This is a genomic window from Glycomyces tarimensis (assembly GCF_054776215.1).
In genome coordinates this window covers 202,592-225,272 of sequence record NZ_BAAHCB010000004.1, presented here as the reverse complement: position 1 = coordinate 225,272, position 22,681 = coordinate 202,592, and the positions used below count along the sequence as shown (strand labels likewise).

Annotated in this window: 18 protein-coding genes and 1 tRNA gene; 10 read left to right on the top strand and 9 right to left on the bottom strand. The window is 69.0% G+C overall.

The genetic code is table 11. The features are described from left to right. Positions 1 to 89 precede the first annotated feature (89 nt). Both ACYVK3_RS04880 and ACYVK3_RS04875 read left to right on the top strand, forming a co-directional pair. Entirely contained in the window at positions 90 to 3,170 is a 3,081-nt protein-coding gene (locus tag ACYVK3_RS04880; RefSeq protein ID WP_460496138.1) for an AfsR/SARP family transcriptional regulator, read from the top strand. A 69-nt stretch (positions 3,171 to 3,239) separates the two neighbouring features. After that, positions 3,240 to 4,223, top strand: coding sequence for a zinc-binding dehydrogenase (locus ACYVK3_RS04875; RefSeq protein ID WP_460496137.1), 984 nt, complete (start codon positions 3,240 to 3,242; stop codon positions 4,221 to 4,223). Here ACYVK3_RS04875 and ACYVK3_RS04870 read toward each other — a convergent pair. Together ACYVK3_RS04870 and ACYVK3_RS04865 are read right to left on the bottom strand one after the other, a co-directional pair. Beyond that, positions 4,220 to 5,524: an MFS transporter gene (locus ACYVK3_RS04870; RefSeq protein WP_460496136.1), complete on the bottom strand. Its 1,305-nt coding sequence runs from the start codon at positions 5,522 to 5,524 to the stop codon at positions 4,220 to 4,222. The genes ACYVK3_RS04875 and ACYVK3_RS04870 overlap by 4 nt on opposite strands. Before the next feature lie 103 nt (positions 5,525 to 5,627). Then, positions 5,628 to 6,479, bottom strand: a complete 852-nt coding sequence (locus ACYVK3_RS04865) for a helix-turn-helix transcriptional regulator (protein WP_460496135.1) — start codon at positions 6,477 to 6,479, stop codon at positions 5,628 to 5,630. Positions 6,480 to 6,580: 101 nt separating this feature from the next. Here ACYVK3_RS04865 and ACYVK3_RS04860 point away from each other — a divergent pair, with 101 nt between their 5' ends. Further along, the gene (locus ACYVK3_RS04860; protein ID WP_460496134.1) at positions 6,581 to 7,327 is read left to right on the top strand and encodes an SDR family oxidoreductase; all 747 of its coding nucleotides are present in this window, start codon (positions 6,581 to 6,583) and stop codon (positions 7,325 to 7,327) included. A gap of 84 nt (positions 7,328 to 7,411) precedes the next feature. On the opposite strand, the gene ACYVK3_RS04855 is transcribed toward ACYVK3_RS04860, so the two are convergent. Next, a tRNA-Ile gene (locus tag ACYVK3_RS04855) sits at positions 7,412 to 7,485 on the bottom strand. A gap of 358 nt (positions 7,486 to 7,843) precedes the next feature. On the opposite strand from ACYVK3_RS04855, the gene ACYVK3_RS04850 reads away from it, so the two are divergent. From ACYVK3_RS04850 to ACYVK3_RS04835, 4 genes are read left to right on the top strand one after another with little or no spacing between them, the layout of a single operon-like run. Then, positions 7,844 to 9,217, top strand: coding sequence for a branched-chain amino acid ABC transporter permease (locus ACYVK3_RS04850; RefSeq protein WP_460496133.1), 1,374 nt, complete (start codon positions 7,844 to 7,846; stop codon positions 9,215 to 9,217). 15 nt (positions 9,218 to 9,232) lie between these two features. Beyond that, entirely contained in the window at positions 9,233 to 10,276 is a 1,044-nt protein-coding gene (locus ACYVK3_RS04845; RefSeq protein ID WP_460496132.1) for a branched-chain amino acid ABC transporter permease, read from the top strand. Then, positions 10,266 to 11,147 (top strand): ABC transporter ATP-binding protein, encoded by an 882-nt coding sequence (locus tag ACYVK3_RS04840; RefSeq protein ID WP_460496131.1) that lies wholly within the window; start codon positions 10,266 to 10,268, stop codon positions 11,145 to 11,147. Before ACYVK3_RS04845 ends, ACYVK3_RS04840 begins: the two co-directional genes overlap by 11 nt. Before the next feature lie 11 nt (positions 11,148 to 11,158). Then, positions 11,159 to 12,004 carry an ABC transporter ATP-binding protein gene (locus ACYVK3_RS04835; protein WP_460496130.1) on the top strand — a complete coding sequence of 282 codons (846 nt, stop codon included), beginning with the start codon at positions 11,159 to 11,161 and terminating at the stop codon, positions 12,002 to 12,004. A gap of 69 nt (positions 12,005 to 12,073) precedes the next feature. On the opposite strand, the gene ACYVK3_RS04830 is transcribed toward ACYVK3_RS04835, so the two are convergent. Continuing rightward, entirely contained in the window at positions 12,074 to 13,195 is a 1,122-nt protein-coding gene (locus tag ACYVK3_RS04830) for an ABC transporter substrate-binding protein (RefSeq protein WP_460496129.1), read from the bottom strand. A gap of 480 nt (positions 13,196 to 13,675) precedes the next feature. Between ACYVK3_RS04830 and ACYVK3_RS04825 the strand changes: the two genes are divergently transcribed. Both ACYVK3_RS04825 and ACYVK3_RS04820 read left to right on the top strand, forming a co-directional pair. Then, positions 13,676 to 14,779 carry a hypothetical protein gene (locus tag ACYVK3_RS04825; protein ID WP_460496128.1) on the top strand — a complete coding sequence of 368 codons (1,104 nt, stop codon included), beginning with the start codon at positions 13,676 to 13,678 and terminating at the stop codon, positions 14,777 to 14,779. Between the two features lie 139 nt (positions 14,780 to 14,918). After that, on the top strand, positions 14,919 to 15,866 hold the full coding sequence (locus ACYVK3_RS04820) for a carbohydrate kinase family protein (protein ID WP_460496127.1): 948 nt from the start codon (positions 14,919 to 14,921) through the stop codon (positions 15,864 to 15,866). Here the strand turns inward: ACYVK3_RS04820 and ACYVK3_RS04815 are convergent. From ACYVK3_RS04815 to ACYVK3_RS04800, 4 genes are all read right to left on the bottom strand, one after another. Beyond that, positions 15,858 to 17,030, bottom strand: a complete 1,173-nt coding sequence (locus ACYVK3_RS04815) for a hypothetical protein (RefSeq protein ID WP_460496126.1) — start codon at positions 17,028 to 17,030, stop codon at positions 15,858 to 15,860. The two genes, ACYVK3_RS04820 and ACYVK3_RS04815, sit on opposite strands and share 9 nt — an antisense overlap. Positions 17,031 to 17,096: 66 nt before the next feature. After that, positions 17,097 to 17,906, bottom strand: coding sequence for a glutaminyl-peptide cyclotransferase (locus ACYVK3_RS04810; protein WP_460496125.1), 810 nt, complete (start codon positions 17,904 to 17,906; stop codon positions 17,097 to 17,099). Between the two features lie 292 nt (positions 17,907 to 18,198). After that, positions 18,199 to 19,050 (bottom strand): class I SAM-dependent methyltransferase, encoded by an 852-nt coding sequence (locus ACYVK3_RS04805; protein ID WP_460496124.1) that lies wholly within the window; start codon positions 19,048 to 19,050, stop codon positions 18,199 to 18,201. Beyond that, positions 19,047 to 19,658, bottom strand: a complete 612-nt coding sequence (locus ACYVK3_RS04800; RefSeq protein WP_460496123.1) for a TetR/AcrR family transcriptional regulator — start codon at positions 19,656 to 19,658, stop codon at positions 19,047 to 19,049. Before ACYVK3_RS04800 ends, ACYVK3_RS04805 begins: the two co-directional genes overlap by 4 nt. 137 nt (positions 19,659 to 19,795) lie before the next feature. Here ACYVK3_RS04800 and ACYVK3_RS04795 point away from each other — a divergent pair, with 137 nt between their 5' ends. Continuing rightward, the gene (locus ACYVK3_RS04795) at positions 19,796 to 22,279 is read left to right on the top strand and encodes a glycoside hydrolase family 3 protein (protein ID WP_460496122.1); all 2,484 of its coding nucleotides are present in this window, start codon (positions 19,796 to 19,798) and stop codon (positions 22,277 to 22,279) included. 59 nt (positions 22,280 to 22,338) lie between these two features. Here the strand turns inward: ACYVK3_RS04795 and ACYVK3_RS04790 are convergent, their stop codons facing one another. Continuing rightward, positions 22,339 to 22,668 carry a hypothetical protein gene (locus ACYVK3_RS04790; protein ID WP_460496121.1) on the bottom strand — a complete coding sequence of 110 codons (330 nt, stop codon included), beginning with the start codon at positions 22,666 to 22,668 and terminating at the stop codon, positions 22,339 to 22,341. Positions 22,669 to 22,681: the final 13 nt, after the last annotated feature.

The window sequence follows — 22,681 nt, the reverse complement described above, 5'->3', positions numbered from 1 at the left end:
GACGCCCTAGACTGGACATCCGCTCACATTCACCCCGCGTGCTGACGCATGCCCACGCGACACCGGCACGCCGCGATGGGAGGTGGCCCTTGGAGTTCGCCATCCTCGGCCCCTTGCAGCTGACCCGGTCCGCCCGCCCGGTGCCACTGCCGGGCCGCATCCTCCCCCGCCTCATGGCCGTGCTCCTGCTCGAAGCCGGCCACGTCGTACCGCACGCCAAACTCGTCGAAGCGCTGTGGGAGGACCGGCCCCCGTCGACCGCGCGGCGCCAGATCCAGAACACCGCCGCCACCGCCCGAGGGCTGCTGTTCGATCACGACGAAGGCGAACTCGAGACCGTCGGCGACGGCTACCGGCTGCGCGTGCGCCCCGAACAGCTCGACTCGCTCCGCTTCCAGACCGGGACGCGCATCGCCCGCGAACAGGTCGCCGCCTCCGAACCCGAAGCGGCCCTGAGCAGCCTGCGCGACGCCGTGGCGCTGTGGCGGGGACCGGCGCTCGCCGGCCTGACCGGCCGGCTCATCGAGTCCGGGGCGCGGCTGTGGAACGAAGAACGCGCCGCCGCCGAAGAACAGCGCGCCGAACTCGAACTCGCATTGCGAACCTCGACGCCCGTGGTCGCCGGCCTGCGGCGCGTCCTCGAAGACCACCCCTACCGACAGCGCGCCGCCGAACTGCTCATGACCGCCCTCCACCGCGAGGAACGCGTCGCCGAAGCGCTCGACGTGTACGAGCAGATGCGCCGCAGACTGAGCGACGAGCTCGGCATCGACCCCGGCCGGCGCCTGCGCGAACTCCACACCGCGATCCTGCGCGACGACCCGGCCCAGCGCGTACCGAAAGAGGCCCTGGACCTCCCGCCGGCACGCGAGCCGCTGCCCGCTCCCGCGCAGCTGCCGGCCGACAGCGTCCACTTCACCGGCAGAAGCCAGCAGATCGCCGTGCTCGACCGGCTCCTGGAGCCGGGCCCCAGCGCCGCCGTGCTGTCCGGCATCGGCGGCTCCGGCAAGACCGCGCTGGCGCTGCACTGGGCGCACCGGGTCCGCGAGCGGTTCCCCGACGGGCAGCTGTACGTGAACCTGCGCGGCTTCGACCGGGCCCCGCCGCTGACACCGCTGGACGCGCTCGCCGGATTCCTGCGGGCGCTCGGGGTGCCGACCGAGTCGATCCCCTCGGACGCCGACGAGGCCGCCGCGCTGTACCGCTCACGCCTGGCCGACACGAGGACCCTGGTCATCCTCGACAACGCGCGCGGCTCGGACCAGGTCAAGCCGCTGCTGCCCGGCACGGGCGGGTGCACCGCCGTGGTCACCAGCCGCTTCCGGCTCGCCGAACTGGCGACGGTGCACGACGTCCTCCCGGTCACCGTCGCCTCGCTCGCGCCGGACGACTCGGTGGAACTGCTGGAGGGCCTCATCGGCGCCGAACGGGTCGGGGCCGAGCGCGCGGCCGCGGCACGGATCACGAAGCTGTGCTCAGGGCTTCCCCTGGCGCTGAGGATCGTCGGCACCAACCTCGCCGGTCAACCGGAGGCGACGCTCACCGACACCGCGGCCGAACTGTCGGACCGGGACCGGCTCGCGCGCCTGGCCGTCGAAGGCGACCCCACGACCACGGTCGCCGCCGCGTTCGACCTGTCGTACCAGTCCCTGCTGCCCGACGAGGAACTGCTGTACCTGAACCTGGCGCTCCTGCCGGGCGCCGACTTCAGCGAAGCACTCGCCGTCGCGCTCACCAGCTGGGAACCCTCGGCCGCCGAGCGGATCCTCGCCCGGCTCGTCGCCGCCCACCGGATCGAGGAATACCGGCCCGGCCGCTACCGGTTCCACGACCTCGTCCGCGAATACGCCAGGCGCAAAGCCGAGAAAGCGTTCGACGAGACGGCGATCCAACGCCTGCGCGAACAGGTCGTCGACTGGTACGCCACCAGCGGCCCCCTGCTGCCCACCGACGAATACCGCAACATCGTCGCCACCTTCCTCGAATGGAACGGCCACCCGACGGTGTCGCGCCTGCTCACGAAACTCATCGCGTTCGCCGACGCCGGATACCGCGAAGAACTCGGCCACCACGACGAGCTCGGCTACCGCGACGAACCCGCCGACGCCGTGTACGAACTGCCCGAACTCGCCGCAGTCGCCGAACGAGGCATCGAAACCGGCGGACACTCCCCCGACCCCATGGACGCCGTGCGCGCCTACGCCCTCGCCGACGCCGTCGCCTACGCCTCCGGCGACCTCCCCAAATCCATGGCCTACGCCCAGAAGACCCTCAAAGCGCTCCGGCGCACCCCCCACGGCGACCGCACCGGCAAAGCCCGCAACGACCTCGCGACCACCCTCACTCAACTCGGCCGCTACCGCGAAGCGGTCTCACTCCTGCGCGAAGCCGTCGTCGCCGCCAACCGCTCCGGCAACCGCCACGTCCGAGTCGAAGTCCTCACCTCACTCGGCACCGTCCTGCGCCGCATGGGCATCTTCGCCGAATCCGAGACGCTCCTGCTGCGCGCCCGCGACATCGACGCCGCCGCCGAAGACGGTCCCACCTCCGTCTACCCGCTCCTGTCACTCGCCGAGCTGTACATCGACATGGGACGCGTGACCCCCGCCGAAGCGCTGTGCCAGACCGTCGCCGACATGCTCCGCGACCACCCCTCGAAATACTTCCGCGCCAGACTCTACTTCCGGCAATCGGCGGTCCACGTCGCCGACCAGGACCACGTCAGAGCCGAAGCCGCCCTCATCCGCGGCCTCGAACTCGTCGAAGCCGTCAACTCCTGGCGCCACCAACTCGTCTACACCTACCGCCTCGCCGAACTCCTCGTCGACACCGGACAGACCGACCGCGCCGCCGACGCCCTCGAACGCGTCCGCGACCTCGACCGATACCAGACCTCCGAAACACTCGCCGTGCGCGCACGAGTCCTGTGCAAACTCCACACCCGCACCGGCGACCTCACCACGGCCGTCAAACTCGGACGCCAGGCCTCCGACGTGTTCGCCGCCATGCCCGACCCGCTGCGCCAGGCCAAGAGCCTCCTCGCGCTCGCCGCCGCCCACATCGAACGCGGCGAACACGTCGCCGCGGCCGAATGCCGCGCCGAAGCCGAAGCCCTGCTCGCCGCACTCGGCCTCGACCCGCACCGCCGCGACAGCGGTCCAGTCGCCTGACGGATGCCGGACCAGTCGAAGCGTCCGTAGCGTTGCGGGCAAGCCACCGACGCGAAACGAGGAGTCCACATGCACGCGATCCGGCAGCACCGCTTCGGCGGCCCCGAAGTCCTCCAGTACGAGGAAGTGGCCGACCCCGAACCCGGCCCCGGCCAAGTCCGCATCGACACCAAAGCCGCCGGCGTCCACCTGCTCGACACGGCCTTCCGGTCCGGAGACGACGAGAAGACGCCGTACGGACTCCCCGAACTGCCCATGATCCCGGGCCGCGAAGCGGCCGGCATCGTCGACGCCGTCGGCGAGGGCGTCGACCCGACATGGATCGGCAAACGGGTCGTGGCCCACCTCGGCTTCGCCTCCGGCGGCTACGCCGAAAAGGCCGTACGCGACATCGAATCCGTGCACGCCCTGCCCGAAGGAGCCGGCTACGCCGAAGCCGTCGCCATGATCGGCACCGGCCGAACCACACTGATGGTCCTCCAGGCCGGTCCGGTCAGTGCCGAGGACGTCGCCGTCATTCCGGCCGCCGCCGGCGGCATCGGCACGCTCCTCGTGCAAGCCTCACGGAACGCCGGGGCGCACGTCATCGGCCTCGCCGGCGGACCCGACAAGACCGACCAGGTGCGAAACAACGGCGCCGACGCCGCCATCGACTACCGTGCCGACGACTGGACCGAGCAACTCGACTCGGCCCTCGACGGCCGAGAAGCCACCGTCCTCTACGACTCCGTCGGCGGAGTCGTCGGCCGAGCCGCACTCGAACGGCTCGGCTTCGGCGGCCGCGCCATCGTGTTCGGCTGGTCCTCCGGGACGGCCACCGAGCTCTCCATGGACGACATCGTCCAGCGCGGCCTCACCGTCACCTCCGCGCTCGGCCCAAAACTCGTCGCCGACATGGGCGGCCTGCGCCGCCTCGAAGAACGCTCGCTCACCGAACTCGCCACCGGGCGGCTCAGGCCGGCCGTCCACACCTTCCAACTCGCCGAAGCGGCCGAAGCCCATCGCGCCCTGGAGAGCCGGGGCACGACGGGCAAAGTGGTCCTCGTCCCCTAGGAGGCCTTGACCAGCTCCGAAGCCGCGATCCGCGGCACATCGGCGTGGGCGCGGGCGAGCACGAACGACAGACCGAGTCCGGCCAGCGCCAGCGCAACGCCCGCCAGGATCGGGGAGGTCAAACCGAAGCCCGCACCGATCGCCAGGCCACCGAGCCAGGCGCCGTTCGCGTTGGCCAGATTGAACGCCGCGTGGTGCAACGACGACGCCAGCGACGGAGCCTCATGGGCGCCATCGAGCAGCAGTCGCTGCAGCACCGGGCCGACAAGCGACGACGCCGTGGCCATCAAGAACACACCGCCGATGGCCAGCGCCGGAACCGCCATGCTGAAGAACATCATCAGCAGCACCGCCGCGATCGTGGAGAAGGCACCGAACAGGCCCGGAATCGGGAACCGGTCGGCGATCTGGCCGCCCAGCACATTGCCGCACGTCATACCGATGCCGAAGACCGCCAAGGTAACCGCGATCGCCACCGGCGCCAGACCCGTGACGTCCTCCAGGATCGGCGTCAAATAGGTGTAGCAGGCGAACATGCCGCCGAAGCCGACCGCGCCGGTGATGAGCGGCATGAGCACGCGGGCGTTGCCGACCGCACGGATCTCATCGATCGCGCGAGTCGGCGCGATGACACCCTTCGTGTCGGGGACCGTCAACCAGATCGCCGCCATGGTGACCAGACCGATCGCGGCGACACCGACGAACACGACACGCCAACTGACATGACCGATCAACAGCGCACCGATCGGAACACCGACGATCGTCGCGACCGTCAGACCCGACATGATTCCCGCGATCGAGCGGGCACGCCGGGCATACGGCACCAGACTCGCGCCCACGACCGCCGCCGCCCCGAAGAACGCGCCATGCGGCAGACCCGCAAGGAACCTCGTACCCAGCAAGAACGCGAAATCGGGAGCGAGCGCCGTCGCCGCATTGGCGACAGTGAAGAAACCCATGAGGGCGATGAGCAGGCGCTTTCGTCCCAGCCTCGTGGTGGCGACGGTCAGCAACGGCGCGCCGATGACGACGCCGATGGCGTAAGCCGACACCAACAGGCCGGCATGAGCGAGCGAGACCCCCTCGGCAGAGGCGACCTCGGGAAGAATGCCCATGACGACGAACTCGGCAGTACCGATGGCGAACGCGCCGATGGACAAGGCGAACAAAGGCAGACGCATAGAGCGGCTCCGGAAACGAACGAAGATGCGGAAGATGACGATGAAGCTGTCACCGGCTGCTTCGTTGCCTGGCCGGCTGCTTGGGGAGACACGCAAGCCGTCGACCGACTCGCACTGCACCGATGCCGACGCAGGGGAACGCGCCGACAGATCAAGAGTAGGAACCGACACGGCTCACCGGGAGTCCGTCAGATGAAATTCAATGGTGACATCAATCAAGTCCTCATGACGGACGCGCTACAGCCGTCCGCCCCCGCTCCGCAGCCACCCCCGCCAGACTCGCGAACGCCTCCGCGGAAGCCGAACCCGGCTCCGGCACATACACGACCAACCGCATCGCGTCGTTGACTTCCATGACCTGGCAGTCGAACTCCACCCGACCGACGAGCGGATGATCAACGCCCTTGGCCACGGCAGCACGCACCGCGACCTCATGATCAGCCCACATCGCCCCGAACTCCGGGCTCACCCGCAACAACTCCTCCACCAGCGAACGCAGCTCACTGTCGCTCGGATGACGCGCCAAACTCGCGCGCACATCCGCAACACACTCCCGGAGGAAACCACTGTGACGCGGATCCGCCAAACGCTCGGCCGCCCCCGGCTTCGTGAAACCCGTACGCAGAATATTGAGCTCGGAGGAGCTCAGCTCCGCCAGGAAACCCATGAAGACGTCAGCCAAGGCGTTCCAAGCGAGCATGTCGTAAGCCGCGTTGACGACGTACGCCGGAAAGTCGTCGAGTCCGGCGAGCAAGTTCAGCACCGTCTTCGGCACCTCCCTCCCCGGCGGAGCCAGATCAGGCGACTCCCCCACCAGATAGAAAAGGTGCGCACGCTCGTCACGGTCAAGCACCAGCGCACGAGCCAGCGAACTCAACACCTGCCGCGACGGCTTCGGACTCCGAGCCTGTTCCAACCGGACGTAATACTCGACCGAAATCCCGGCAAGCTGCGCCACCTCCTGACGACGCAGCCCCGGCGTACGCCGACGCGACCCCTCAGGCAGACCCACATCGCCCGGCCGAATCGCCGCACGACGCACACGCAAGAAGTCCGCTAGCTGCCGTCGATCCATGCCTCGAGTCTCCCCCACCGAGCGACACCGAACCAGGTACCGGCTGTACCACCATAAACAGGGCTCTTTTCGTCGCGCCGAATCCGACCCACGCTCATCGCATGATCAAGAAAATCGCACTCATCACCGGCGCCAACAAAGGCATCGGATACGCCACCGCACAAGGCCTCGGCCAAACCGGCGCCACCGTCCTCGTCGGCGCCCGCTCCAAAGAACTCGGCGAACAAGCCGCCGAAGAACTCCGCGCCGGCGGCACCGAAGCCGAATGCGTCCACCTCGACGTCACCGACACCGACTCCATCGCCGCCGCCGCGACACACGTCGACGAGGCCTACGGCAGGCTCGACATCCTCGTCAACAACGCCGGCATCGCGCTGGCCGACGGCAACTGGAACACCAGCGAGCTGACGCTCGCGACCGCGCGCAAGGTCTTCGAGACCAACGTGTTCGGGGTGATCGCGGTGACCAACGCGTTCCTGCCGCTGATCCGCAGGTCGGCGGCCGGCCGGATCGTGAACGTCTCCAGCGAGATCGGCTCGATGTCGACCATGCTGCGGGACGACCTGCCGTTCTCGGGCCTGCAGCCGGGCGCCTACGGCGCCTCGAAGGCGGCGCTCAACATGCTCACCGTCTCGTACGCCACGGAGCTGAAGGACACCCCGATCAAGGTCAACGCCGTGACCCCGGGTTTCACGGCGACCGACCTGAACGGCCACCAAGGCATCCGCAAGGTCGAGGACGGCGCCAAGGTCGCGGTCGACATGGCCCTCATCGGCGAGGGCGGCCCGACGGCCGGCTTCCGCCACGACGGCGTGCCCTACCTGGAGGGCACGGTCGTCCCCTGGTAGCTCGGGTCAGCGATCAGCGGCAGGACTTCGAGCCCCAGGAGTCCTGAATACGAAAGAAGGCCCTGCGGAGCAGGGCCTTGACAGTGGGGCAGGCAGGACTCGAACCCGCGACCGACTCATTATGAGTGAGCTGCTCTCACCTCCTGAGCTACTGCCCCTAGCGGCCAACATCTTCTCATACCTACGGCGCCCGCGGTGGCCCCAGGGGCCGGATCCGACAGGGCGACACAGGGCCCGAAGCACGCCGGACTCCCCGCGCGCCGAGGCGGACGTTACAGGATGTTCACGAGTGTCGCATTGTTCCGAAACGGTCGTGTGCGACCGCGCAACCGATTTTCCCTGTTTGGTCGATAACATCTGAGTCACATTCACAACGGTTCCATAACGAGACGTGTAGCTGTGCCTTAGCTCTCCCTAAGATTCGGCTCACTCGCACCGTGGATTGTTTCTCGAACATTGCACGACACTGCACGGTGCCCGAACCTCCGAGGGGGCGCATTGAGACGAGCAGTTCTGATGCTGTCGGCCGTTCTGGCCGGCCTGGTACTGGGATTGGGGGTGAGCAGCTCCGCGACGGCCCAGGACGGGACCGGGGTCAACGGCACCCTCAAGGACCAGGAAGACAACCTGATCCCCGGGGTCACCGTCACCGTCACCGACGCCGGCGGCAATGAGATCGCGACGGTGACCAGCGCCGACGACGGCACCTGGTCCGTCCCGCTCGACGCGCCCGGCACCTACATCGTCACGCTCGACGAGTCGACGCTCCCGAACGGTTTGCTGGTGCGCAACGGCCGCCCGCAGCTGGAGGTGGAGGTTCGTTCGACCAATAACCGGACGGTGCTCTTCCCGCTCGACACGCAGCTCGATCCCGACGCCGTGCCGGACGAGAGCGACAGCGCGGGCGGGGACGACGCCGCCGACGACGAGGGCGAGGAGGGGTCCACCGGCAGCGCCGCGGGCCCCGAGGCCGAGGACGAGATCGATCCGGAGATCGAAGGGGCCGGCACCGCGACCCGCGCTGTCAGCCTCTTGTTCAGCGGCCTGCACTTCGGGCTCATGATCGCGCTGGCGGCGGTGGGCCTGTCGATGGTCTTCGGCACGACCGGCCTGACGAACTTCTCCCACGGTGACCTGGTCACCTTCGGCGGCGTCATGGCCTTGCTGTTCAACATCACCGTGGGTCTTCCCGTCTGGATCGCCGTGATCGGCGCGGTCGCGGCGGGAGCCCTCTTCGGTTGGCTCCAGGACTGGGGGCTGTGGTCGCGGCTGCGCAATCGCGGTACCGGGCTGGTGTCGATGATGATCATCTCGATCGGTGTCGCGCTGCTGATCCGTTTCGCCACCTTGTTCTTCGTGGGCGGTGAGCGCCAGCGCTATGACGAGTACGTCGGCCAGGAGCCGTGGGATTTCGGGTGGCTGGTCATTACGCCCAAGGAGGTCTACACGGGCTTGATCGCGGCGCTGGTGTGTTCGGCGGTCGGTTTGGCGCTGGTGTTCACGCGCCTGGGCAAGGCGACGCGCGCGGTTGCGGACAATCCGTCGCTGGCGGCGTCGACCGGTATCGACGTCAACCGGGTGATTCGTCTGGTTTGGACGATCGGTGGGGCGCTGGCGGCGCTGGCCGGCGTGTTCTTGTCGGTGAACGACGGTGTCAAGTTCGACATGGGGCAGCACTTGCTGCTGCTGGTCTTCTCGGCGGTCGTTCTGGGCGGCCTGGGCACCGCGTTCGGTGCCTTCTTGGGCGCCATGCTCATCGGCATCTTCGTGCAGATGTCCACGCTGGTCGTCTCCCCCGAGTTGAAGTATGTCGGGGCGCTGGCCGTTCTCATTGTCGTCATGCTGACGCGGCCGCAGGGGATCCTGGGTCGTCGCGAGCGGATCGGCTGAGGTTAGGAGACCACTATGGATTGGCACTTTGTCTTCAGCCAGGCGCTCACACAGGCGATCGGCCCGACGATGCTCATTTATGCGATCGCGGCGATCGGGCTGAACGTGCAGTTCGGGTACACGGGACTGCTCAATTTCGGTCAGGCGGCGTTCGCCGCGATGGGCGCGTACGGCCTCGCTCTGACGGTGGTGGCCTTCGGGCTTCCGTTCTGGTGGGGTATCGCGATCGGTCTTGCCGCGGCGGTGGTGATGGCGCTGCTGCTGGGCGTTCCGACGTTGCGGCTGCGGGCCGATTATCTGGCGATCGTGACCATTGCCGCGGCCGAGATCGTGCGGCGGTTGGCGCGCGCGACGGTCTGGTCGGAGTACACCGGCGGTTCGGACGGCATGCGGGGCTTCAGTGAGCCGTTCTTCGAGATGAGTCCGTACGATCCCGATGCGAACTGGTCGCTGGCGTTCCTTTCGATGGAGAACGGGCGGCTCATGGTCGATCTGGGGATCGTGGACTTCCAGTATTCGAGCCGGGATCTGTGGATCATGACGGTCGGCTGGGGCCTGGTCGCGGTGTTCCTGGTCGTGGTGGGTCTGCTGGTGCACAGCCCTTGGGGTCGTGTGTTGAAGGGCATCAGGGAGGACGAGGAGGCCGTTCGCAGCCTCGGTAAGAACGTCTTCGCGTACAAGATGCAGGCGTTGGTGATCGGTGGCATCATCGGTGCCGCCGCGGGCTTCATCTTCGCGTTGAGTCGCGCGAACGTGCAGCCTGACACGTTCAGTACCGATTTCACGTTCTATTTCTACGTGGTGCTGATTCTCGGCGGTGCGGCCCGGCTGTTCGGGCCTGTGCTGGGCGCGGCGATCTTCTGGTTCTTGTTCAATCTGCTGTCGCAGACGCTGAACCAGGGTGTGCGTTCTGGGGCGATCCCCTCGGAGGTGCTGTCGACCACGCAGATCGGTCCGCTGGTGTTCTTCTTGCTGGGCCTGGGCATGGTGCTGCTGCTGATCTTCCGGCCGCAGGGCGTGCTCGGCAATCGAAGGGAGCTGATGCTCGATGTCAGGTAACGAGCCGGGGCGCGAGCCGGATCCGTCGCGCGCGATGCATCGGGCGGCGCTGGAGTCGCTCGCCGATGTCGCGCCCGAGCCGGGTGTGGCGAAGCCGGATCCGATCTTGTCGGCGACGGGCATCAGGCGCGCGTTCGGCGGCCTGGTGGCCGTCGATGTGGAGCACCTGGAGGTGCAGCGCGGCACGATCACGGCCCTGATCGGTCCGAACGGGGCCGGGAAGACGACGCTGTTCAATCTGCTGACGGGCTTCGATCAGCCGAACAAGGGCGCGTGGACGTTCGACGGGCGCAGTGCCAAGCGGATGCGGTCGTATCAGTTGGCGCGGTCGGGGATGGTGCGTACGTTCCAGTTGACGAAGGCGCTGACGCGGATGACGGTGCTCGACAACATGCTGATCGGCGCGTCGAAGCAGATCGGCGAGCGCATGTGGGCGGGTCTGATCCCGGCGCTGTGGCGCGCTGAGGAAGCCGCCAATAAGGCGCGGGCGTTGGAGCTGCTGGAGCGGTTCAATCTGGCCGAGAAGCGGGACGACTACGCCGGTGAGCTGTCAGGTGGCCAGCGCAAGCTCTTGGAGATGGCGCGGGCGCTGATGTTGGAGCCGAAGATGGTCATGCTCGACGAGCCGATGGCGGGTGTGAACCCGGCGTTGAAGCAGTCGCTGCTGGAGCACATCAAGGGGCTCCGGGAGGACGGGATGACGGTGCTGTTCGTGGAGCATGACATGGACATGGTGCATGAGATCGCCGATTGGGTGGTCGTGATGGCGGCCGGTCGGCTCATCACCGAGGGCACGCCTGATCAGATCTCTGCCGACGAGCGTGTGATCGATGCTTATCTGGGCGCGCATCATGACGCCGCGGCTCATTAGGGGGGCACGGGATGTCTGACGAGGAATTGAACGAGGGTTCCGAGGGGGTCGCGCCGACGGGTGCGCCCCTGGCGGAGGTCGCGGAGTCGTCGAGTGAGGTGTGTTCCCGTGAGGGGCATGTGGCGGCTTCGGGTGACGCGCTGTTGCGCGCGGATGAGATCGTCGCGGGGTATGTGCCGGGTGTGTCGATCTTGAACGGCACTGACTTGTATGCCGACGAGGGCGAATTGGTGGGCATCATCGGCCCGAACGGGGCTGGGAAGTCGACGCTGTTGAAGGCGATTTTCGGTCTGGTCGGGGTCGGTTCGGGAACGGTGACGCTGCGGGGCGAGGACATCACGAACCAGAAGGCGCACCAGTTGGTGCCGCGCGGGGTGGGTTTCGTGCCGCAGACGAACAACGTGTTCTCGACCTTGAGCGTGTACGAGAATCTTGAGATGGGCGTGTTCTTGCGTCCGAAGCGGTTCAAGGAGCGGTTCGAGTTCGTCGCGGATCTGTTCCCGGTGCTCGCCGATCGGCGGGCGCAGCGGGCGGGGTCCCTGTCGGGCGGTGAGCGTCAGATGGTGGCGATGGGCCGGGCGCTCATGATGGAGCCGTCGGTGCTGCTGTTGGATGAGCCGTCGGCCGGTTTGTCGCCGAACATGCAGGACGAGGTCTTCTACAACACGAAGCAGATCAATTCGACGGGTGTCACCGTGGTGATGGTCGAGCAGAACGCGAGGCGGTGCCTGCAGATCTGTGATCGGGGCTATGTCCTGGATCAGGGCCGTAGCGCCTATACGGGTCCCGGTGCGGCGCTGATCGACGACCCGAAGGTCGTCGAGTTGTATCTCGGCACTTTGGGCCGGGCGCGCTAGCGGCACAACGGCGACCGGGGCGGCTCCCTTCTGGGAGCCGCCCCGGTCGCCGTTGTATCGGGTCGTCCGCTACTCCAGGGTCTGGAACAGGTAGTCGATGTTGACGTAGGTGTTGTCGGCCTGGTACTCGTAGATGCCGATGGTGGCGGCGGTGACGTCGCCTTCGGGTGAGAACTCGATGGGGCCGGAGGCGCCTTCGTAGTCGATGTCTTCACCGTCGGCGAGCAGGTCGGCGCATTCTTCGAAGCCGGAGCACTTGGTGCCTTCGCGGCTGACGTCGATCATGTTGTCTTTGATGGTCTCGGAGTCGTAGCCCTCGCCGGCGACGGCGGCGAGTGCGAGCAGCAGGGTCGCGTCGTAGGACTCGGGGCCGTAGGTGAAGTCGACGAGTTCGGGGTCGACTTCGAGCAGGCGGTCCTGGATGCTGGCCGGGTCGGCGCCGGGGAAGGTGCCCTTGGTGTCTTGGAGCATGCCTTCGGGGAATTCGTCGCCGTAGTTGGAGAGGTTGCCGTCGACCATGTACCAGCCGAGGTCCTGGGGGCTCAGATTGGCTTCGACGAGTTCGGGTGCGAGGTTGGTGAACTCGTTGAAGGTGATGAGGACGACGGCGTCGGCATCGGCGGCGGCGAGTTCGGAGACCTCGGCGGAGAACTCGGTGGCGTTGGGGTCGTAGATCGTCTTCATGACGACTTCGCCGCCGAATTCGGTCAGGTTCTGTTCGACGGAGTCGGCGAGGCCGGTGCCGTAGGAGTCCTGGAGTGCGAGGATGGCGACCGATTCGTGGCCGTCTTGGATGATCTGGTCGGCGAGGACGCGGCCTTGGAGGACGTCGGAGGGCGCGGTGCGGAAGTAGTAGTCGCCGCGTTCGTAGGTCGTGAAGTCGGGCGAGGTGTTCGCCGGGGAGATCTGGACGATGCCCTCTTCGTAGAGCTTGTCGATGAATTGGAAGGACACACCGGAGGAGGCGGAGCCGATGACCGCGTCGACGTCTTGGGCGATGAGGGAGTCGGCGGATTGGCTGGCGATGTCGGTGGAGGTGTCGCCGGAGTCTTCGTGGAGGACTTCGACGCATTCGTCGAGCACGCCGCCGGCTTCGTTGATCTCTTGGACGGCGAGGTCGACGCCGGCGAATTCGGGCGGGCCGAGGAAGGCGAGCGAGCCGGTCTGCGGCAGGATCGTGCCGAGTTTCATACCGGAGCCTTCGCAGGCGCCGTTGGAACTTCCTGAGTCCTCGTCGGTGCCGCACGCTGCGAGCGCGAACGCTGTGACGCCTGCTGTCGCTACTGCTAGCAGCGCTCGGGGAAAGCGAGACATGGCTTCTCCTAGTTGTGTTCGAGATGTGCATCCGTAGGCCGGATCAGAGGTTGGCGTGATGCGAGTTACACCCTATGGCGTCCGGGGTCCTTGCGCTAGGTTCCGTGACCACACCCGATCCGATATGTGATGGCCCCGTGATGTTTCCGCGATGGTTTTTTCGGGTTCGTTTCCGGTGAAAGAAGGGCATATTTTCAATCCACTGGGGAAATTGTTTCGAGGGATGCGGACGCGTCCGCAAACGGTTCTCGAGGGGCCGGAGTGGCGAAAGTGATGCGGTGTCGCTCCCTCCTCCGGGGGAGCCGGGCCGCTCTGCGGGGGGAGGCCCGGCGGAGGCGTTTCGCCGAGGCTTTCGGCATGAGACAAGAAACTGCTCCCAAGACGGCCGCTCGGAGGCGGGCGGGATTCGCCGCCTTCCTGTGGTCGCTGACCGCCGTTCCCGTCGGGCTGTGGCAGCTGCTCGACCCCGACGGCGGGCCGTTCGCCGAGCCGACCAACGCCGCCACGGTCGGCCTGCCGGGCCTCCTGGAGGGGGCCGGCGCACCGCTGCTGTTGATGGCGGCGGGTATCGCGGGTCTGTTCCTGGCCCGCGCCTCCCGTGCCCTGTGGCCGGTGACGGCCGCTTACACGGTCGTGTTCGGGATGCTCATCCCGACGACGTCGGTGATCTCGCTCGTCGGTTACCTGGTCACGTTCTGTCTTCCGGTCTTCCTGGTCACCGCGCCGGTCCTGTTCGCCCGCGGCAAGGTCGGGCGGCTGGTCGCGGCCGGGGCGGTCGCCGCGGTGATCGCCGCGCTCGCGGCGGCCGGGCCGCTGGACCCGGCGGTGATCGGCAGCCTGCTGCGGAATCTCGGTTCGGGCGTGGGCGACTTGGGGCTGTATCCGCTCACGGAGCTGTGGTCGGCGGCAGGCGGGGCGTGCTGGCTGGCGATGACCGCGCGGCTGCTGCTGGACGCCCGCGCGGGCGAGACGCCCCGCTGGCTGACTCCCGAGGGCTCGGCCCGGTGGGGCCGGCGGGCCGCGTATCTGGCGTTCGCGTGCTCGCTGCCGTACGGCTTGACGAGGCTGACGTGGCTGACGCCGTGGCCGTACCTGATGGACGCCGAAGCGCTCGCGGCGCATCCGGACATGCGCGTCTGGGGCCTGCTGCTGGGCTTCGCGTGCCTGGGCGGCGGGGTGCTGTGCCTGGGTCTGGCGGCCCGCTGGGGCGAGCGGTGGCCGTACTGGGTGCCGGCGCTGGCGGGGCGGCCGGTGCCGCCGGCGGCGGCGATCGTGCCGGCCTCGATCGTGTCGTACCTGTTCACGATCACCGGCGTGCCGTTCATCCCGCTGGCGTTCGAGGCCGGACACCCGGAGCTGATCGCGGTGTTCCCGTTCCTGCCGTGGGGCGGGGCGCTGGCGGCCGCGACGCTGGCCTACGCGATCCGGCGGGGCGCGGTGCGCACTGAGGCCGCGAACTGAGGGAACCGCGAAAGCGAAGCCGGGGTCGGCCGGGCCGGCCCCGGTCTGTTCGCTTGAACTTCGGCTCGGCGGGCAATATGGTTGCCTCGCGCAAGCCATTCGGCGCATCCGCAAGGCACAGCAAAGGAAGCGACCGCACATGCTCGACATCCTCGTGGCCGGCGGCGTCGGCGTCGACACGATCGTCCGCGTCCCCGAGATCGGACCCTTCGACGGGGACAACCTCGGTGTCGATCCGATCCGGGACTTCGTCGCCCACACCGGCAACGGCGTCTCCCTCGGCTGCCTGCACCTGGGGCTGGCGACCCGGTTCATCGACTACATCGGCGAGGACGCGCAGGGCGAGATGATCCTGCGCCGCTACGAGGAGGAGGGCCTGGACTTCCGCCATCTGGTCTCCGAGCGCGGCACCTCGCGGTCGGTGAACCTGGTGGACGACGAGGGCCGGCGGTTCTCGTTCTACGACTTCCGGCACGCCCCGGACCTGCGCTTGCCGCCGGAGTTCTACCGGCCGCACCTGGCCGAGGCCGCGCACGTCCACATCTCGATCGCGAACGTCACGCGGAGCATGCTCGCCGACCTCGACGACGGCGTGCCGGTCTCGACGGACCTGCACGCCTGGGACGGCGAGGCCGAGCACCACAAGGAGTACGCGCTGCGGGCCGACACCGTGTTCCTGTCGACCGCGAGGCTCGGCGGCGACTTCGAGCGGGCGATGCGCTGGATCATCGACAACGGGCGGGCGCGCCTGGTGATCGCGACCGCGGGCGAGCGGGGCGGGTTCGTGCTCGAGCGCGGCGGCGGCGTCCGGCCCTACGAGGCGCTCGACCCGGTGGCCGAGTTGAGCGGGGCCGTGCCGGAGTGGGCGACGTGGCGCCCGATCGACTCGAACGGCGCCGGGGACGCGTTCGTGTCGGGTTTCCTGTGGTCGCGCCGCCGCGGCGACGACCTCGCGACCGCGATCGACGCCGGCCGCGTCAGCGGCGCCTTCGCCTGCCGCAAGGCCGGCACCCACTCCGAGTTCATCGCCGAGCCGCTCCTGGCCGAGAGCCTCGCCGCCCTGCGAGCGGGGGCCGTCTCACAGTGACTCGGTCCGGTTCGCCGTCGTCATCGCCCTGGCGCGGGCGATGACCTCGTCGAACGGGGACGGCTCGGCCGGCGGGGGCGGGGCCACCTCGCGGTGGTCGGGCTGGATCACCAGCATGAACGCCGAACCGACCAGGCCCGCGACGATCGGCGCGCCCAAGGCGATCTCGACGGCCGGCCACGCGCCCTCGGCGACGCGCACGATCACCATGTACGCCGACCAGGTCAGGATCGACCAGGTCGCCGCGAACGTGACCAGGTCCCTCCGGCGCCGCAGGTCCGTGCGCACCAGCCAGGCCAAGGCGTCGGCCAAGGCGCCCGAGACGACGAACAGGACCACGAAACCGCCGTTGTCGAAACCCGCGGTAGCGCCGGCCATGAGCGCGGGGAAGGCGAACGCGGCCGTGAAGAACCCCGGCGGCAGCCGGAAGCGCCCCGAGGCCACCACCACGAGACCGAGCACGGCGAGCGTCGTGAACATGATGCTCGCCGCGACCGCCCACCCGAGGTGCCCCTCGGGTGCGTCCAGGCCCGCGGCCACATCGGCGGGGCGCTTCGTGAACGCGAACGCGTACGACAAGAACAGCACCGCGGCCGCGAACACGTGGCCGAGCGCCAGCGCCGGCGACGCGAACCGCAGGTAGGCGTTGATCGGTTCGGGCTCGGCGCCGAGGTGGTCGCGCCGCCACGCCGACAGCCACGGCGAGGCGACGATGAGGACGCCGCCCACGGCCAGGCCCAGATGCGCGGGGGCGAACAGGGCGTCGAGCGCGGTCTCGGGGCCGAACACGGCGTGCCAGATCGCGTCGGCGACGGCGGAGGCGATGAACACCGGGACGCCGATGACGGCCGGGCCGTAGCCGTGGGGGACGGCGGCGAGGCCGGTGCGTCCGTCGGCGCGGTGGGCGCGCACGAGGAGGTAGGCGATCCAGCCGGCGGTGGCGGCGAAACCGGTGTAGAACAGCAGCTGCCACCAGGTGAGGAACGATTCGGGCCGGTCGGTGGCGCGCGCCCACACCAGGGCGATGAGCCCCGCGAGGAACCAGGCCGAGGCGCCGGCGGTGATGAGGTCGTGCCACCAGGTCGCGAAATGGCGGGGGTGCCGGGAATGCTTCAAGAGGTGCATCTTGTATTCCAGCAATCTGTCTAGGGGTGTGATGGCCATGATCACATCATGGCCCATGCCCCCTTGCGGCGCAATTCAGGCCGTACAGGTCAGCAGTCCGGGTCGTTACTCGACGAACTCGACGAGGAACAGTTTCGGCCAGAGCTTGCCGGTGATGTAGAAGGTGCCTTCCTGTTCGGCCGCGGCGATGCCGTTGAGGACGTCGGCGGCGCCGGCTTCGGCCTGGGTGAGCAGGCCGGAGGCGTCGACGACGGCGCCGACGGCGCCGGTGGACGGGTCGATGCGGACGATCTCGTCGGTCTGCCAGACGTTCGCCCACACCTGCCCGTCGACGCATTCGAGTTCGTTGATCCGCGTGAGCGGCTCGCCGTCCACTGTGACCTCGACGGTGCCCTGCTCGGTGAAGGTGTCCGGGTCGCGGAAGGTGAGGGTGGCCGAGCCGTCGCTCATGACCAGGCGCTCGGAGTCATGGCAGATCCCCCAGCCTTCACCTTCGTACTCGACGGTGTCGACGACCTCGAGCGTGGCGGGGTCCCGCTGGTAGGCGATGCCCTCCTGCCAGGTGATCTGCCAGACCGCGTCGTCGGTGAGGGTGAGGCCCTCGGCGAAATGATCGTCGGGGAGCGCCTCGGAGTCCAAGACCTCGCCGGTGCCGGGTTCGACGAGTCGGATGTCCGAGGCCCCGTACAGGCCGGTGCTTTCGTAGAAGACGCCGTCGCGCAGCTCCAGGCCTTGGGTGAACGCGGCGGGGTCGTGGTCGAAGGTGTCGAGGACCTCGACGCTGAGCCGTTGCGCGCCCGGGTCTTCGGGGAGGGTCTCGCTGGGGCCGGCGTCGGCGTCGGCGGTGCCGCAGCCGGCCAGCGCGACCGTTGCGGCGGCGCCGAGGAGCGCTGCGGACCGAATCTGATCGAACACTGCTCTCTCCAGGTGCTCTCAGGTGATGCTCCGTACCGTACTGGCTATGGCATAGGAGGACAAGGCCCCGTTTGCCGGGGAACGGCCTCGGCTCGGTGGCCGAGTGGCCGCTTGGACGGATGGGGCGGCCTAGCCGTGTTCGATAACCCCGACCGGTCCGCATCCGGCCCGTTTTCCCGCTCACTGCGTTGTCAGGCGGTCCGGTTACAACTCCGGTAGCCGAACCGCCTTCCGCCTGGCGAGCGGCAAAATCGACTCGGATTCGACCTCGCCCGGGGTCGTCACACACGGCCTAGTCGTGTTGGCGCCACCGGGTCACGGTCGCCGAGACGGTGGCGCGGATGGGCGCCTCGAGCCGGTCGACGGCCGCGGCGAGGGCGGAGTCTTCGTGGTGCCTCGCGCTGGGGCCCATGGCGACCAGTCGGAGGGCGTCGCCGCGTTCGAGCTCGATCGGGTAGCGGACCTCCTCGGTCCGCTCGGGGGTGAAGTCGGCGGCGAGCTGCTCGGCGGTGCGCCGTTCTTTCGCGGGGTCGACGTTGAGCAGTGCGAGGGCGTCGACCAGTTCGCGCAGGTGGTCGGCCTGGGGCGTGAGCACGACGAGGTGTCCTTCGGGGTGGAGGACGCGGGCGATCTCGTCGGGGTTGCGGGGGGCGAAGACGTTGAGGACGGCCGCGGCGGCTCCGGTGCGGACCGGGAGCGTCTTCCAGGCGTCGGCGAGGACGGCGGCGAGTCGTTCGCCGGTGCCGCCGCGCAGTGGTCGTTTGGCGGTGCGGCGCAGGGCGTACTTGGAGGTGTCGAGTCCGATGCCCTCGCGCTGTCCGTCGGCGGCGAGGGCGGCGGCGAGGTAGTGGCCGGTGCCGCAGCCGGGTTCGACGACGACGCCGGGTGCGTCGGTGCGGCTCGCTCGGGCGGTGGCTTCGATGAGCGGGTCGTAGACGCCGGAGGAGAGGAAGTCCTCGCGGGCGGCGACCTGGCCCGCGGTGTCGCCGGTGGTGGTGTTGGCGCCGGGGGCGAGCAGTGGGGCGTAGCCGCCTTTGGCGATGTCGAAGGAGTGTCCTGCGGGGCAGTGGAGGCGCCGCTCGGTCTGGTCGAGGGCCTGCGCGCAGTTGGGGCAGGCGAGCGCGGCGAGCGCGGGGAGGGTCACTGGGCGGCCTCGGGGTCGAGCAGGCGGACGAAGGCGCGGTAGGCGTCGACGAGGTCGACCGCTTCGGGTTCGTGGAGCCACTGGAATTGGAGGCCGTCCATGATGGCGACCAGGAGGGGCGCGGCTTCGGCGGGCGTGAGCCCGGAGGGGGTGCGTTCGCCCCATTCGCGGCGCAGGACGGATTCCATGTCGTGCCTGGCGGAGCGGTAGCGGTCGCGGAAGTAGTCGCCGGCGGGGTGGTCTTCGGTGACCGATTCGCCGAGGAGCGCGGAGAAGGTGCGGATGAGTTCGGGGCGGGCGGCGTTGGCCTGGACGAGCGAGTCGAGGTTGGGCATGCGCCAGGTCTGTTCGACGGCTTCGGGCTCGCCGCCGGTGTCCCATTCGTCGCGTTGCTTGAGGACGGCGATGAGCAGTTCGTCCTTGGTCGGGAAGTAGTGGAGCAGGCCCTGCTGAGTGAGTCCGACCTTGTCGGCGACGGCGGCGAGGCTGGAGCCGCGGAAGCCGCGTTCGGCGATCACCTCGATCGCGGCGCGGAGGATCTCCTCGCGGCGTGCCTGGCCTCGGGCGCCGTGCTTGACGCCGCTGGACGATATGGGTGCTGGTGGCATCGACTGCTCTCTGACGGTGTATTGGATCCTTCGTTACAGCCTAGTTAATTACAATACGGCAACAAGACGTACCGATTACTCGGTGACGATGTCACACTGTGGCGGTGACCGACACCCGTATGGAAAGGCCATTGGCGATGACTGATGCCGAATGGACGGTTCCGGCCGACCGTCCCGACTACGCCGACGCCGTCGAGGCCGCGCTCGCGCGGCTCGACCTGGACACCAAGGCCGCGCTGCTCGCCGGCGTCGACATGTGGCGGACGCTGGAGATCCCCGAGGCCGGGCTGCGGTCGATGACCGTCTCGGACGGCCCCATCGGGGTGCGCGGCCGGTTCTGGACCGCCGCCGACCCGTCGCTGGCCCTGCCGAGCCCCACCGCGCAGGCCGCGTCGTGGGACCCCGCGTTCGTGCGCGAGATCGGGCACCTCCTGGCGGCCGAGTCGCGCCGCAAGCACGTCGACGTGCTCCTCGCCCCCACCATCAACCTGCACCGCTCACCGCTCGGCGGCAGGCACTTCGAGGCGTTCTCGGAGGACCCGTACCTGACCGGCCGCATCGCTCAGGCCTATGTGGCCGGCGTGCAGGAGGGCGGCGTGGGCACCACCATGAAGCACTACGTCGCCAACGACGCCGAGACCGACCGGTTCACGGTGGACAACATCATCGGCGAGCGGGCGCTGCGCGAGCTGTACCTGCGGCCGTTCGAGATGATCACCGAGGCGGTGCGCCCATGGGGGGTCATGACCGCGTACAACTCGGTCAACGGCACCACCATGACCGCGCACCGGGAGCTCATGCGGGTGCTGCGCGACGAGTTCGGCTTCGACGGCTTCAACGTCTCGGACTGGTCGGCCGCGCGCCACACCGTAGAGGACGTCCAGGCCGGTCTCGACCTGGCCATGCCCGGCCCGTACACGCCGTACGGGGCGAAGCTGGCCGCGGCGGTGCGCGAGGGTCGCGCCGACGAGGCCGACGTCGACGCCGCCGTGCGGCGCATGCTCACCCTCGCCGCCCGCGTGGGCGCGCTGGAGGGCGTCGAGCCGGCCGTGAGCGAGCCCGCCGCCGAGCCCGAGGACGCGCGCGAGTTCCTGCGCGAGACGGCCCGCCGCTCCTTCGTCCTGGTCAAGAACGACGTGCCGACCGGGGACGAGGCGGCGGTGCTGCCGCTGACGGCCGACGTCGTCGCCGGGATCGCGCTCATCGGACCGGCCGCCGCCGACGCCCGCGTCCTCGGCGGCGGTTCGGCCACCGTCTTCCCCGAGCAGGTCGTCGCCCCGCTCGAGGGGCTGCGCGAGCGCCTCGGCGACCGCGTCGACTACCACCGGGGCGTGGACCTGTACGAGCAGATCCTCCCGGCCAAGCACGGCTTCGACCTGCGGGTGCGACCCGTCGCCGGCGACGGCACCGCCGCGGCGGCCGAGCCGCTGGCCGGCGGCGACGTCAAATGGATGGGCTACGTCCCCGGCGGCATGTCCACCGAGGACTTCGACCACGCCGTGCTCGACGGCACCTACACCGCGACCGCCACCGGCGAGCACACCTTCGGCACGAGGGGGTCGGGCCACCTCAAGCTCGTGATCGACGGTCGGACCATGTTCGACGACCACTACTCGGTCAACCCCGACGACCCCTTCGAGGCGTTCTTCGGCCCCGGCGTCGAGCGCGGCACCGTCCACCTCGAACAGGGGCAGACCGTCGACGTGCGCCTGGAGTTCACTCCGGCCGCCTTCCCGCCCGGATTCCCGCGATCGGTGCTGTTCGGACTCATGCACACCGAGCCGCGACCCGACGAGGACGAGCTCCTCGCCGACGCGGTCGCGGCCGCCGGCCGCGCCGAGGCCGCCGTGGTCGTCGTCTCCACCACGGCCCTCACCGAGTCCGAAGGCTGGGACCGGGCGAGTCTGCGCCTGCCCGGACGCCAGGACGAACTGGTCGCCGCCGTCGCGGAGGCCAATCCGAACACGATCGTCGTCGTCAACTCCGGCTCCCCGGTCGAGATGCCGTGGCAGGACGACGTCGCCGCGATCCTGCTCACCTGGTTCCCCGGTCAGGAGGGCGGCCGGGCCCTGGCCGACGTCCTGCTCGGCGCCGAACCGGGCGGGCGGCTGCCCACGACCTGGCCCAAGACCCTCGCCGACGCGCCGGTGACGCGAGTCGAACCGGACGAGAAGGGCGAACTGCACTACGACGAAGGCGTCTTCATCGGCTACCGGGCCTGGGAGCGGCGCGGAGGCCCCGCGCCGGCGTACTGGTTCGGGCACGGCCTGTCCTACACCGCATGGGAATACGAGCACCTGACCGTCGAAGGCGACACGGTCACCGTGCGGGTGCGCAACGCCGGCGACCGCGCCGGACGCGAAGTCGTCCAGGTCTACCTGGCGCCCGAACCGGAAGCCGAGGTGCCCGGCGGCATCGAGGCGCACCGCCTCGCGGGCTTCAGCGCCATCAGCGCCGAGGCCGGGGAAATCGTCGAAGTGAGCGTGCGGCTCGACGAGCGGGCGTTCCAGGTGTGGGACGAGGCCGGCTCCGACTGGCGGACCGTGCCGGGCACGTGGACCGTCGAGGCCGGCCGCTCCGTCGGCGACCTGCGGCTGAGCGCGCCGGTCAAGCGCCCGTGAACGCATCGAACGGCGGGCGAGGTCTGCACCTCGCCCGCCGTTCGGCGCTCATGGACGGGTCAGAACCCCGGGGAGTCCTCGCGCATTTCGCGCTCGCTGCGTGCCGGCGTGGTCACTCCGGCCGAATCCCACGGCTCCGCCTTCGGCTTCTCGTCGGCGGCGGTGAAGCCCTCGACGATCTCCCCGAACTTGGTGCCCTTCATCTTGTCCTGCGCCACCGTCGCGGCCTTGTTGGCCTGAGTGCGGACCGAAGTCGCCACGTGCTGGACCCTGTCGTCACCCGTGACCTGCCTGGTCCAGCTGAGGATCTGCTCGTACCGTTCCCTTCCTGCCTTCGTACCCAGGACGTAGCCGATCCCGAGTCCGGCCACGAAATACCATCTGCGCATGGTTTTGCCTCCC